This window comes from Vibrio viridaestus (assembly GCF_003856525.1).
In the GTDB taxonomy this organism is placed as follows: Bacteria; Pseudomonadota; Gammaproteobacteria; order Enterobacterales; family Vibrionaceae; genus Vibrio; species Vibrio viridaestus.
In genome coordinates this window covers 246,072-259,234 of sequence record NZ_RJVQ01000002.1, presented here as the reverse complement: position 1 = coordinate 259,234, position 13,163 = coordinate 246,072, and the positions used below count along the sequence as shown (strand labels likewise).

Sequence of the window (13,163 nt, the reverse complement as noted above, 5' to 3'; positions counted from 1 at the left end):
TATCTCAATTATTTATTTTAACACTCTACTGGTGCTGCCAATTCAGCAGGAGACTATCTCCGGCATATTGTTGGTTTATGAACAAATCACCAACCGCCACTACATCATTACCAGCCATCAATATAGGCGTACGCCGACGCAACCAACTAGGTACTCCATATTCCTGAAACCAAAACTTTAATGTCTTCTTACCGTGTTTATGTAACGGAGTTGCTTTCAGCCCCTCAGGATTAAATATCACACGAAGTCTCTGCTGCAAAATCACATTACTCAAACAACCACTATTAGATTTCTCGACAAGCGATAAAACACCAAGGTTATCAGGTAATTGTACTGGGACGTTGAGTGTAACATCTGTAGTCCATAATGAAATATCATTATAGATTTCAGTACAATATAAACGCTGATTAAAGCGGCGAATCTCATTATTCTGGAGTTTCAACTGGGGATTAGCATCAGCTTTGGCTAACGCGACCTCATCCCAAATCATCTCTAAATGCCTTTGGCTTGGCATAGAAACAGCCAGTTTTTCTAACCAATAACGGATTAACTGATGTATGACGGCTGTGGGTTTATGACGTAATCCATCAATATTTAGAGAATAATCCGTCTCTATTACTCGATGCAATTCATCTGCCAAGAGTAAACGAATAAGTTCTTCTTGCTGATAGCAGAGCTCTGCACTACGCTGAACCGCCTTACGAATATGAGGCCATCGAGAGCTAAGAACAGGCGTGACTTGATGACGAATATAGTTTCGGTCAAACCGTTCATCAGCATTGCTCTCGTCCTCTACCCATTTAAGATCATGATATTTCGAATACTTTTCAATACTTTGTCGAGAAGCCTTCAGAAATGGTCGAACTAAATATCCAGCTCCAAACCCCATGCATTCAGCCATTCCTGATAACCCTTTTGGCCCACTCCCTCTTTTTAGTGCGAGTAGAAATGTCTCTAGCTGATCGTCAGCATGTTGCGCTGTAAGTAAAAGATCATCTGAACCAATATAGTGCTTTAATGCTTCATAACGGGCTGATCGGGCGACCTGTTCAATACTCTCTCCCTGAAGATTACCGAGGTCTACTTTTTCCAGATGAAAAGGAAAACCCACCTCATGACACCAGTCTGCACACTGTTTAGCCCAGTAATCTGCGTTTGAACTCAGACCATGATGAACATGCACAACCTGAATAGTGCAATAACAATTATCTTGATATTGTCGAAGTAAGTGCAACATAGCCCGAGAATCTAGCCCACCGCTCAGCGCCAAAACAATCTGGCTAGAGGGCTTTCTGTAGCGTTCGATAACATCGCGAAATTGGGTGAACAAGTCATATTCCATGATTTGAATCTCGTTCAGAGGACAAAAAGAAAAAGGGTTGGCAATTACCCAACCCTTCTCACTACAAAATGAGTATTAGCAATAGCCGTAGCTCATTAATCGTTGATAGCGTCTATCACGCAGAGCTTCAGTATCCAACGATTCAAGATCAGACAACTGACTTAACAGCGTCGCTTTCATATTGGCAGCCATTTGCTCATGATCAGAATGAGCTCCGCCTAGCGGTTCATCGATAATACTGTCGATCAATTCTAGCTCCTTCAAGCGAGGAGCCGTCAATCCCATAGCTTCTGCAGCTTGAGGCGCTTTTTCTGAATCACGCCAAAGAATCGATGCACAGCCTTCAGGTGAAATTACCGAGTAAGTAGAATACTGGAGCATGTTAACGTAGTCACCAACGCCGATCGCCAGTGCACCACCAGAACCGCCTTCACCAATCACATTACAAATGACAGGAACGTTAAGACCAGCCATCACTTTGAGGTTTGTAGCAATCGCTTCAGATTGACCACGTTCTTCAGCTCCGACACCTGGATATGCTCCAGCAGTATCGATGAACGTAATAATCGGCATACCAAAACGCTCAGCCATTTTCATTAGACGAAGAGCTTTACGGTATCCTTCTGGCTTAGGCATACCAAAATTGCGTTTTACTTTTTCTTTCGTTTCACGCCCTTTCTGATGCCCAATGATCATCACTGGTCGGCCTTCTAAGCGAGCGATACCACCGACGATCGCCTTATCATCAGCATAAGCGCGATCACCAGCCAACTCATCAAAGTCTGTAAACACATACTTGATGTAGTCTAGTGTGTATGGACGCAGTGGGTGTCTCGCAAGTTGAGCCACTTGCCATGCACCTAAATCATTGAAAATTTTCTTTTTTAATTCAATGCTCTTTTTTTCTAGCTGTTCAATTTCTTTATCCAAATCAACTGATGCGTCACCCCCGTGACGTGAAACATCGCGAAGCGCTTCTATCTTTGCTTCGAGTTCAGCGATAGGTTTTTCAAATTCTAGAAAGTTTAGGCTCATTTACCGATCCTTTTTTCTCAGCTTTAATATAACGGCTGAAATTTAGTTAAATTCGAGTTCTACCTGGTCTTGGCCAAGTAACTGTTTTAATTCGTATAATAAATCATCACTTGGGGTGACACGCCATTCGGTTCCCAGTGTGAGTCGAGCTCTGGCATTTTCTCGCTGATAGTATACATGTACTGGTACACTACCTGCCTTATGCGGCTCTAAAATCTGACAAAAACGCTCAAAAAATGGCTCATCAACCTGAGACTGATAAACAGACAGGGATAAGCTTCTGGCATTTTTCTCTCGAGCTGAATCCAAGTCCATGATTTCGCGGACTGTCATTTTAAGCCCACCGTTGAAGTCATCAAAGCTGACCTGTCCGGTTACGATTAAAATTTTATCCTTTTCCAGCAATTCTGCATACTGATCTAAGGCGTCAGAGAATAGCATAGCTTCCACTCGTCCTGAACGATCATCAAGTGAAAGAATACCAATTCTTGAACCTCTTTTCGTTGTCATCACTTTTGCTGCAATGACTAATCCTGCCACAGTCAGCGATTGATCGCGTCTTGTTGGGGTTAAATCTTTTAATCGACAGCTGGTGTAATGCTTTAGTTCCTTAATGTAACTATTAATTGGATGCCCAGTTAAATATAGTCCAAGGGTTTCCCGTTCACCTTCTAGCCATACTTTTTCCGGCCATGCAGGGACTTGGCGATACTTAAGTTCCACATCTTCGGGCGCATCAGTCAATACGCCAAACATATCAGTTTGGCCAAATGATTCCGCCTGTTTATGCTGACTCGCAGCTTTCACAGCATCATCAAGAGACGCCATTAACGCGGCACGATGAGGACCTAGGCGATCCAATGCTCCTGCATAAATTAGCTTTTCGATTACACGCTTATTGACACGTTTTAAATCAATTCGCGCACAAAAATCGAAGAGATCTTTAAAGTAGCCACCACTTTGCCTTGCTTCAAGAATGGCATCAATCGGGCCTTCCCCGACCCCTTTAATCGCACCAATACCATAAACAATGGCGCCATTATCATCGACATTAAACCGATAGAGTCCCGCATTGATATCTGGCGGTAACACCTCTAGTTTCATTCGAAAACACTCGTCAACCAGACCAACAACCTTTTCGGTGTTATCCATATCGGCGGTCATCACCGCGGCCATGAATTCAGCAGGGAAATGTGTTTTTAACCACAGTGTCTGATAGGAAACGAGTGCATAAGCCGCTGAGTGCGACTTGTTAAAACCATACCCAGCAAATTTCTCTACTAGGTCAAAAATTTTCATTGCCAGTTCGCCATCTACATTATTGTCGATAGCGCCCTGTTCAAATACCGCTCGCTGCTTAGCCATTTCTTCTGGCTTTTTCTTACCCATCGCACGCCGCAGCATATCTGCGCCACCAAGAGTATAACCAGCAAGAACCTGAGCAATCTGCATGACCTGTTCTTGATACAGGATAATGCCATAAGTCGGGTCTAGAATTTCTTTAAGCGACTCGTGTTGCCATTTTTCATCTGGGTAAGAAACGGGCTCTCGGCCATGCTTACGGTCGATAAAGTTATCAACCATGCCCGATTGCAAAGGACCAGGACGAAACAAAGCCACTAACGCGATAATATCTTCGAAACAGTCAGGCTGTAGTCGCTTAATCAAATCTTTCATACCGCGGGATTCTAACTGGAACACCGCAGTCGTTTCTGAGTTTTGTAATGTTTTAAATGACGAATGATCCGCTAAGTCGATCGATTCAATTCTGACCGGATCTAGGCCGTTCTTTTCCCGACGAGGGTTAATCAGACCTAGTGCCCAATCGATGATAGTTAATGTTCTTAATCCTAAAAAGTCAAATTTAACGAGTCCAGCAGTCTCAACATCATTTTTATCAAATTGAGTAACTGGGTGTCGTCCCTCAGCATCACAGTATATTGGGGCAAAGTCAGTAATCGTTGTCGGAGAGATAACAACCCCACCAGCGTGCTTACCAGCATTTCGTGTACACCCTTCGAGGATGCGACACATATCAATAAGCTCATGAACTTCTTCGTCGTTGTCGTAAAGCTCCTGCAATGCAGGTTCAGCCTTAAACGCCTTCTCTAATGTCATACCGGGATCCGGTGGCACTAGTTTAGAAATTCTATCGACAAATCCAAATGGATGTCCCAGTACACGCCCAACATCTCGGATAACCGCTTTTGCAGCCATGGTGCCAAAGGTAATGATCTGCGATACAGCATCACGACCATACATGTCCGCTACGTGATCGATCACCAAATCTCGCTTATCCATACAAAAGTCGACGTCGAAATCGGGCATGGAAACACGTTCAGGGTTCAAGAAACGTTCGAACAGCAAGTCGTATTCGAGGGGATCTAAGTCGGTAATTTTTAATGAATAGGCCACGAGCGAACCCGCACCAGAACCTCGTCCCGGCCCTACCGGTATATCGTTATCTTTTGACCACTGGATAAATTCCATTACGATAAGGAAGTAGCCAGGGAATCCCATCTGGTTGATTACGCCAAGTTCGATTTCCAGACGTTCATCGTATTCAGGTCGTTTCTGCTGTCTAACTTGCGGATCAGGAAACAGAAATTCAAGACGCTCTTCAAGCCCTTCTTGGGACTTTTTCACCAAAAAGTCTTCAATTTCCATGCCTTCTGTCGGGAAGTTAGGTAAGAAATATTCCCCCAAGCGAACAGTGACATTACAACGCTTTGCTATCTCAACTGAATTGATTAACGCTTCAGGAATATCAGAGAAAAGATCACACATTTCCTCTTCGCTGCGAAGATACTGTTGCGGACTGTAATTTTTCGGTCTTCTTGGATCTTCCAGCGTGTACCCATCATGGATCGCAACACGAATTTCATGTGCATCAAACATATCTCTGTTGAGAAAAACAACGTCGTTTGTAGCCACTACAGGCAAGTCATATTGTTCAGCTAGTTCAACCGCGAAATGAAGATACGATTCTTCGTCTGCACGCCCCGTCCTAACCAACTCAACATAATATCGATCTGAGAAATACTGCTTATAGAATGCAATACAGCTTTCAACTAAGGCATTATTTCCCTTAAGAAGCGCCTGACCTACATCACCTTGTTTCGCACCACTAAGAGCTATCAATCCTTCGCTATGCTGAATTAACCACTCTTTATCAATCACAGGCTGATGCTGAACATGACCTCGTAGATACGCTTCTGAGATCAGTAACGTCAGATGTTTGTACCCTGTATTATTGGCAGCAATCAGGGTTAATCTGGTAAGCTCGTCACCAAATTCTTCAGATTGAACCAAAAAATCGGCTCCCACAATTGGCTTTACGCCATTATTGTGTGCGGCACTATAAAACTTAACTAAACCGCATAGGTTAGTAAAATCCGTAAGTGCCATCGCCGGCATGCCCATCTCTGCCACTTTTTTCACTAACGGTTGGACCTTTGACAGTCCATCAACCATGGAGAAATCACTATGGACTTTTAGATGGATAAATTTAGGTTCTGACATTAAAAAGATACCTATCGCTTTCTTTTAGTTCGGATTCAATCGTCAAGATAATCGACAATATTATTTGTCTTCTGCAAGTCGTTCAAGTACCAGTTTTACCGGCTTAAAACTTTTACGATAAGCATCTATTACACCATGTTGTTCAATTGCTGCGAGATGAGCTTTGGTCGGATAGCCTTTGTGCTGGGCAAAACCAAACTGAGGATACTGTTTATCTAATGCCTCCATTTCACTGTCTCTGACAACTTTCGCGATAATAGACGCAGCGCTGATTTCCGCAACGCGCAAGTCTCCTTTGACTATCGCTGAAGCAGGCATCAATAACTCAGGAGGTACTCTGTTGCCATCAACTAAGACATAATCAGGTTGGATTGGTAACGCCTCTACCGCTCTTTTCATCGCTAACATCGTTGCATGCAGTATATTAAGCTCATCAATTTCCTCTGGAGAACATCGCCCTACTGACCATGCAAGCGCCTTTTGCTGAATTTCAGGAAAGAGTGCTAAACGTTTTTTCTCAGATAGCTTTTTAGAATCTGTAAGCCCTTCAATCGGGTTATTGGGATCCAAGATCACAGCCGCAGTAACCACATCCCCAACGAGAGGACCTCTACCTACTTCATCGATTCCGGCAAAAAGGTGGAACCCTTCTGGATAGATAAACTTATCGAGTTCAACATTTTCCTTTTTCATACTACTTACCAATTAAATTGAGAACGGCTCTGGCAGCCTGAGTATCTGCATCTTTGCGTATCCATGCGTGCATCTCGGTAAAGCTCTTTTGCATATCTGAAGTATCGCCGTTTAATAACTTTAGCACTTCGCCTGACAGATTTTCCGCCGTACATTCTTCCAGTAAAAATTCCTTAACCAACTCACGATCAGCAAGAATATTTGGCAGAGAAACATATTTTGTCTTCACTAACCGGCGCGCTATCCAAGCGGTAATCGCATTCACTCGATAACCAACCACCATGGGCCGATTCACCAACATACACTCAAGAGCAACCGTTCCTGAAGCAAGCATAACGGCATCTGCGGCCGCAATAACATGCCTTGCTGTGTCGTCAATTAAAGTAAAGGTCAGTTCTGGTGCCAATGCCTGCCATGCTTCGATAAACTGCTCTCGCCGCTTTTGATTAACTAACGCAACAGCAAAACCAATATCGGGCTCGTTCTTTGCAACGACCTGACAAGCTTTAATAAATGGCTCACACAACATTTTTAGTTCACTGCCGCGACTTCCGGGTAATACGGCTAACCATTTTCTATCAAGGTCGAGACCTAACTCCTCTCTCGCCTGAATTTTGTCCGACGTCATTGGTATTGCGTCTGCCAAGGTATGACCAATGAATTCACAAGGAACATTAAACTTGTCGTAGAAAGCCTTCTCAAAAGGTAGAAACGCCAGTACAAGATTGGTCGCCGCGGCTATCTTATGGATGCGCTTTTGCCGCCATGCCCAAACTGAGGGGCTAACGTAATGAACCGTTTTGATTCCTACCTTGTGTTTGAGATCGTGTTCTAAACGAAGATTGAATTCTGGTGAATCGATACCGATAAATACATCTGGCCGATTATTTTGAAAGTGGGTAACAAGCTCTGCTTTGATTTGGAATCCCCGAGGAATCTTGCCCAGTATTTCGACCAACCCCATGACGGCAAGTTCTTCAATATCAAATAAACTTTCACAGCCTTGCGCTATCATTTTAGGCCCGCCGATTCCAACAAATCGAGCATTGGGATAGTTTCTTTTTATTGACTTAATCAACCCCTCGCCGAGAGTATCTCCAGACATTTCACCAGCGACGATACCGATTGTTAACTCTGAATTGTTTACTGTCATTTTCACACGCTACGGTTGAACTTAAGGTTCCGAAATAATGAAAAAAGACCGTTAGCCAAAGACTAAAACGGTCTTTATCTACTTCTACGTTTTGATGCTATTAACGAATAATACCACGTTCAGACTTATTCAAAAATTCCAGCAGTAAAGCAAGGGATGTGAATTCTTGCGCTTCTTTTGAAATTTCATCTTTAGCCTGTTCAAGCGTTAGACCATTGCGGTACAACGATTTATACGCTCGGCGAATAGCATGAATCTCCGCTTTTTCAAAGCCTCTACGCTTAAGTCCTTCGATATTGACGCCAAATGGCGCACAGTGGTTACCCTGAGCCATGAAAAATGGAGGAACATCTTGAACAACAATGGAGCCCCCACCAAGCATACAGTGATCACCAATATGACAAAACTGGTGAATAGCCGACATGCCACCAATGATAGCCTGATTACCAACAGTTACATGCCCAGCTAGCGTCGCGTTGTTAGCAAAAATACAACGATCACCAATAACACAATCATGCGCTACGTGAGCATTGATCATAAACAGGTTATCACTGCCTACCTGTGTAATACCGCTATCTTGTACCGTACCTCTGTGCATAGTCACACTTTCACGAATGGTATTACGATCACCAATGATAAGCTGTGTCGGTTCACCTTTATATTTCAGGTCCTGACACGCCTCACCAATAGAGGCAAATTGAAAGATACGGTTTTGTTTACCAATCTTAGTTGGTCCTCTCACAACAACGTGGGAAAGGAGCTCCGTTTCATCGCCAATTTCGACATTACTTTCTACAAGACAAAATGGACCGATTTTTACGTTCGCGCCAATAATGGCACCGTCTTCAACAATCGCACTTGGATGTATTTGGGCGGTTTCATGAATCATATTAAAACTCTCTGCGAGCACATTTTAATTCAGCAGAGCAGACAACTTCGCCGTCTACTTTTGCCACACCATTAAATAAAGCAATACCACGGCGTTCTTTCAAGAATTCAACTTCAACAAAAAGCTGATCACCTGGAGAAACAGGTTTTCTAAATTTAGCATTGTCGATACTGGCAAAGTAATAAAGTTCATTTTCTTTTGGTGCACCGAACGTTTTAAACGCTAAAAGACCCGTTGCCTGAGCCATCGCTTCTAGAATTAAAACACCAGGAAAGACAGGAAGTTGAGGAAAATGACCAGTAAACTGAGGCTCATTGACTGATACATTTTTCAATCCAACGAGGTATTTACCTTCTTCATAATCGGTCACGCGATCAATCAAAAGAAATGGGTAGCGATGTGGTAGCAGAGACTGAATCTCAGTAATATCCATCGTTTTCTTTTCAGTAGTCAAAGTCATATTCCTATCTTCAATACAAAATTATGCGGCATTATAATCAAAAAAAGCTCGCTTTTGGCGAGCTTTTCATAAAAAGTGGACTTTTATGCGTCCTCTTTTGGCTCTAGCATTTTTTCAAGCGCTTTGAGTCGCTTATTCATTTCATCGATACGATGAACTCGAGTCGCGGTTTTACGCCACTCCTTGTTGGTTTGGAGAGGGATGCCTGAAGAATACATACCTTTTTCAGTTATGCTTCTCATCACCATTCCCATACCGGTAATCGTGACACCATCAGCAATTTCGATGTGTCCATTAATCACCGATGCGCCGCCAATAATACAATATTTTCCAATTGATGTACTGCCTGCGACTATCGTTCCTCCAGCCATCGCCGTTCCATAACCAATATGAACGTTGTGGGCAATCTGGAGAAGGTTGTCAAGGATAACATTGTCTTCGATAACGGTATTATCAAGCGCACCACGGTCAATACAAGAGCATGCCCCGATCTCGACCCGGTTACCAATAATAACAGTGCCAAGCTGAGGAATTTTAATCCACTCACCTTTCTCATTGGCATAACCAAAACCATCAGCACCAATAACCGTTCCAGCTTGGATTAAGCAATGTTCTCCTATTTCAACGGAATGATAAATTGTTACGTTAGCCCATAACTTCGTGTTGTTACCAATCTTGGCATTTTTCCCCACAAAGCAACCCGCACCGATAATAACCTCATCACCGAGTTCAACCCCCGATTCGATAACGGCATTTGCACCAATACAAACATTCTTCCCCAACTTAACATCATTAGCTATAACAGCCGATGATGAAATTTCATATGCGGGTTTAGGTGTTGTATCTAAAACCTGTGCAACTCTCGCAAAGGCAACATATGGATCATCTACAACCAAAGCATTACTGGTGCAAAGAGACTGCTGAGCCTCTTTAACCATAACAGCCGAAGCCTGACACGATTCCAAATGCTTGGCGTATTTCGGATTTGACAAAAAAGTAATTTGACCGGTTGATGCTCTATCCATTGGTGCGACTGACGTAATAACGACAGACTCATCTCCGATCACTTTACCTTTTGTAATCTCTGCCAAACGGCCTAACGTAACTTGTGTCATAACAACTCTATTTTAACTGTTTAATTACTTGATCTGAAATATCATAAGCTGGGTTACCATACTGCATGGTCTGCACATCAATAACCATGTCGTAACCTTCTTTCTTGGCTACTTTAGCAACCGCATCCTGGATAATTTTAAATAATTTATGTTTTTCTTCTGCTTCACGAGAAGAAGATGCTTTCTCTAAAGCCTGAGCTTTGATTTTATATTTGCTATCTAGCTGACCGATGTCGATGCGAAGTTTTTCAACTTCATCACTGTTCATCAATGAGCTATCGCGTTTAAGTTTTTCAACTTTGGTTTTAATTTCTTCTTTTAAACTTTGAAGTTCATTCGCTTTATCTTTGAATTCATTTTGCATTTTCTGTAATGCAACTTCTCTTTGAGGAAGCGACTGAAATACTTTAGCAGTATTGATATAAGCAATTTTCTGTGCAGCTTCAGCAGCATGAGCAAATAGAGATGAGCTCAGAATAACCAGACTAACTCCAGCCGCTTTTACAAGGTTCTTTAACATAATATCCTCATTTTTAGAATGTTCGGCCAATCGTGAACGAGAAGAACTCTTCATCATCGCCTTCGTATTTCTTGATTGGTTTTGCTATTGCGAATACCAATGGTCCCATAGGAGACATCCATTGAACTGCCGCACCAACGGAAGAACGGTAGTTCGTCGGATCAGAATAGTCATAGTAGTATTCATTTCCGTAATCTGCACCTGCACTGTTGTAATCAAACTCAGTGTCCCAAACACTCGCCATATCATAGAAGATACTGGTTCTCACCTGACTCTGAGTTTCTTCAGAAGCAAATGGTGTTGGTACAATTAACTCGATACTGGCCAATGCAGTCGCGTTACCCCCAGCAGACTCATCTGAGCCATAGAGAGTCCCGTTGTTGCTGTCAGCATAACTCTTATACACGGCTTTAGGACCTGCTGTGTTAGAACTAAATCCGCGTAATGTAGAAAAACCACCAGCATAAAAGTTTTCGTAGAATGGGTACAAGTTGTCATTATCCCCAGTCTTACCATAACCGTTACCGTAACCTAAACGACCACGCAACAGAACAGTGAAATCTTCAGACTTAGTTAATGGGTAATATTGACGCACATCATACTGCATCTTAAACCACTGAGTATCTGAACCTGGTACTGTCATTTTGTAGTAAGCACGCTGGTAATTACCCGCTGTTGGGAAATATCCACGGTTTAAGTTATTTCGAGTCCACGTCAGGTTGATGTCAAAGTCATCGGTTGTGAAGTCAACTTCGGAACTATTAAAGTCGATACCTTGAGAACGCAGGAACTTTTCAATCTGCATATAAGGAGAGAGGTTGCCTATACCGTTATGAGTATATCCAACACCTAGGGCAAATCGGTTAAGCTCGTCGTATGGGAATCCCCACGTCAAACTCGCACCATAACTATCGTTGGTATAGTCAACAATACCATCATCACCCGCTTCGTAAATGTTATAGAATACTTTACCACCTAAACTGACCCCATCAAGGTTCCAGTATGGGTCGGTATAACTTAACGTAACGTTTTTCGAATAGTCATTGATGGTTGTCGATATACCAACACTGTTACCCGTGCCGGCAAAGTTATCTTGCTGCAAGCCTACCTGGAAACTTAACCCTGATTCCGTACCATAACCGATACCAAAGTTGATGCTACCGGAGTTTGCCTCTTTGACATTATAAACAAGGTCAACCTGATCATCCGATCCCGGAACGCGTACCGTTTTCACATCAACCGTTTCGAAGAACCCTAAACGATTGAGACGTGTTTTACTGGTTTCAATCGCTTTGGAGTTTAACCAAGCCCCTTCCATCTGACGCATTTCACGACGAAGAACTTCATCCTTCGTTACCGTGTTGCCTTCAAAACGAATATTATGAACATAAATTCGCTTGCCAGGGTCCACATTGACGACTAATGATACTTGTTGATTCTCATCATCAAATTCTGGAATAGTTCTTACGTTAGGGTAAGCATAACCTGCTTCGCCAAGAATCTTTTTCGCGCCATCTTCCAATCCAGTAACAAGAGAACCTTTATAGATATCCCCTTCATGAAACGGATTCAGTTGCTTAAACTTAGCATCTTCACCGATTAAATCCCCACGGAATGAAACGTCTTTAACGGTATAAGGTTTGCCTTCATCGATACCAAGAGTGATATACACACCCTTCTTATCTGGAGATATAGAGACCTGAGTTGAGGTAATCTGAAATTTTAGATAACCGCGGTCCAGATAAAATGATTTCAGTTTTTCCAGATCGCCTGCTAAAACTTGTTTCTGATATTTGTCACTGGTCAAAAAGTTCCACCAGGATACATTTGCATCCAAATCAAACTTAGCAAGTAGCTCTTCATCACTGAACACTTTATTACCAATAAAGTTGATCTGCTGGATCTTCGCAGACACCCCTTCAGTAAAGACGAACTTAAGATCGGCACGATTTCGAGGTAACGGAGTTACAACCGCTTTTACCGTCGCATTATACTTACCAACACTGTAGTAAAAGTCTTCCAGACCCTTTTCGATGTTACCAAGTGTCGTACGGTCTAATGCCTCCCCGACTTTAATGCCAGAAGCCTCTAGGTTCTGTGTGAGCTGCTCATCTTTTATGGCCTTGTTACCCGAAAAAGATACGCTGGAAATAGTTGGTCGTTCTTTAACCTGCACAACCAATACATCTCCATCTCGCAGTACTTTGACATCTTCAAAGTTACCTGATGAGTAAAGCGCTCGTATGGTATCTGAGATATCCTTATTCTCGACAGTATCGCCAACACGAACCGGAATTTTTAATAGTGCTGCACCGAGTGTGACTCGTTGTAGCCCCTCAACTTTAATATCTCGCACAACAAAACCGTCAGCACCGTATGCTGAGACGCTACTTAAAAGCATTGTTGCAAGAAAAAACTTCTTTATCGCCATCTC

The 13,163-nt window shown here is 42.7% G+C and carries 10 protein-coding genes; all 10 read right to left on the bottom strand.

The window, feature by feature from the left end:
- Positions 1–25: 25 nt before the first annotated feature.
- Positions 26–1,342, bottom strand: a complete 1,317-nt coding sequence (gene tilS, locus EES38_RS04925) for a tRNA lysidine(34) synthetase TilS (RefSeq protein WP_124936077.1) — start codon at positions 1,340–1,342, stop codon at positions 26–28.
- Positions 1,343–1,417: 75 nt separating this feature from the next.
- On the bottom strand, positions 1,418–2,377 hold the full coding sequence (gene accA, locus EES38_RS04920; RefSeq protein ID WP_124936076.1) for an acetyl-CoA carboxylase carboxyl transferase subunit alpha: 960 nt from the start codon (positions 2,375–2,377) through the stop codon (positions 1,418–1,420).
- A gap of 42 nt (positions 2,378–2,419) precedes the next feature.
- A complete protein-coding gene (gene dnaE / locus EES38_RS04915) occupies positions 2,420–5,899 on the bottom strand; it encodes a DNA polymerase III subunit alpha (RefSeq protein WP_124936075.1) in 3,480 nt (1,159 codons plus the stop codon).
- A 60-nt stretch (positions 5,900–5,959) separates the two neighbouring features.
- Positions 5,960–6,592: a ribonuclease HII gene (rnhB, locus tag EES38_RS04910; RefSeq protein WP_124936074.1), complete on the bottom strand. Its 633-nt coding sequence runs from the start codon at positions 6,590–6,592 to the stop codon at positions 5,960–5,962.
- Between the two features lies 1 nt (position 6,593).
- A complete protein-coding gene (lpxB, locus tag EES38_RS04905) occupies positions 6,594–7,745 on the bottom strand; it encodes a lipid-A-disaccharide synthase (RefSeq protein WP_124936073.1) in 1,152 nt (383 codons plus the stop codon).
- A 100-nt stretch (positions 7,746–7,845) separates the two neighbouring features.
- The gene (gene lpxA / locus EES38_RS04900) at positions 7,846–8,634 is read right to left on the bottom strand and encodes an acyl-ACP--UDP-N-acetylglucosamine O-acyltransferase (protein ID WP_124936072.1); all 789 of its coding nucleotides are present in this window, start codon (positions 8,632–8,634) and stop codon (positions 7,846–7,848) included.
- Between the two features lies 1 nt (position 8,635).
- Positions 8,636–9,067, bottom strand: coding sequence for a 3-hydroxyacyl-ACP dehydratase FabZ (gene fabZ / locus EES38_RS04895; protein ID WP_208020411.1), 432 nt, complete (start codon positions 9,065–9,067; stop codon positions 8,636–8,638).
- 110 nt (positions 9,068–9,177) lie between these two features.
- Complete coding sequence (gene lpxD / locus EES38_RS04890) at positions 9,178–10,209, bottom strand: UDP-3-O-(3-hydroxymyristoyl)glucosamine N-acyltransferase (RefSeq protein WP_124936070.1); 1,032 nt, start codon at positions 10,207–10,209, stop codon at positions 9,178–9,180.
- A gap of 7 nt (positions 10,210–10,216) precedes the next feature.
- Entirely contained in the window at positions 10,217–10,729 is a 513-nt protein-coding gene (locus EES38_RS04885) for an OmpH family outer membrane protein (protein ID WP_124936069.1), read from the bottom strand.
- 13 nt (positions 10,730–10,742) lie between these two features.
- Entirely contained in the window at positions 10,743–13,160 is a 2,418-nt protein-coding gene (gene bamA, locus EES38_RS04880) for an outer membrane protein assembly factor BamA (RefSeq protein ID WP_124936068.1), read from the bottom strand.
- Between the last annotated feature and the right edge of the window lie 3 nt (positions 13,161–13,163).

What these genes read in the sequence shown, in the direction of transcription:
- lpxD (WP_124936070.1), bottom strand. Translation starts at nt 10,209, where the DNA reads ATGACACAAGTTACGTTAGGCCGTTTGGCAGAGATTACAAAAGGTAAA.
- lpxB (WP_124936073.1), bottom strand. Translation starts at nt 7,745, where the DNA reads ATGACAGTAAACAATTCAGAGTTAACAATCGGTATCGTCGCTGGTGAA.
- fabZ (WP_208020411.1), bottom strand. Translation starts at nt 9,067, where the DNA reads ATGGATATTACTGAGATTCAGTCTCTGCTACCACATCGCTACCCATTT.
- bamA (WP_124936068.1), bottom strand. Translation starts at nt 13,160, where the DNA reads ATGGCGATAAAGAAGTTTTTTCTTGCAACAATGCTTTTAAGTAGCGTC.
- lpxA (WP_124936072.1), bottom strand. Translation starts at nt 8,634, where the DNA reads ATGATTCATGAAACCGCCCAAATACATCCAAGTGCGATTGTTGAAGAC.
- dnaE (WP_124936075.1), bottom strand. Translation starts at nt 5,899, where the DNA reads ATGTCAGAACCTAAATTTATCCATCTAAAAGTCCATAGTGATTTCTCC.
- rnhB (WP_124936074.1), bottom strand. Translation starts at nt 6,592, where the DNA reads ATGAAAAAGGAAAATGTTGAACTCGATAAGTTTATCTATCCAGAAGGG.
- EES38_RS04885 (WP_124936069.1), bottom strand. Translation starts at nt 10,729, where the DNA reads ATGTTAAAGAACCTTGTAAAAGCGGCTGGAGTTAGTCTGGTTATTCTG.
- accA (WP_124936076.1), bottom strand. Translation starts at nt 2,377, where the DNA reads ATGAGCCTAAACTTTCTAGAATTTGAAAAACCTATCGCTGAACTCGAA.
- tilS (WP_124936077.1), bottom strand. Translation starts at nt 1,342, where the DNA reads ATGGAATATGACTTGTTCACCCAATTTCGCGATGTTATCGAACGCTAC.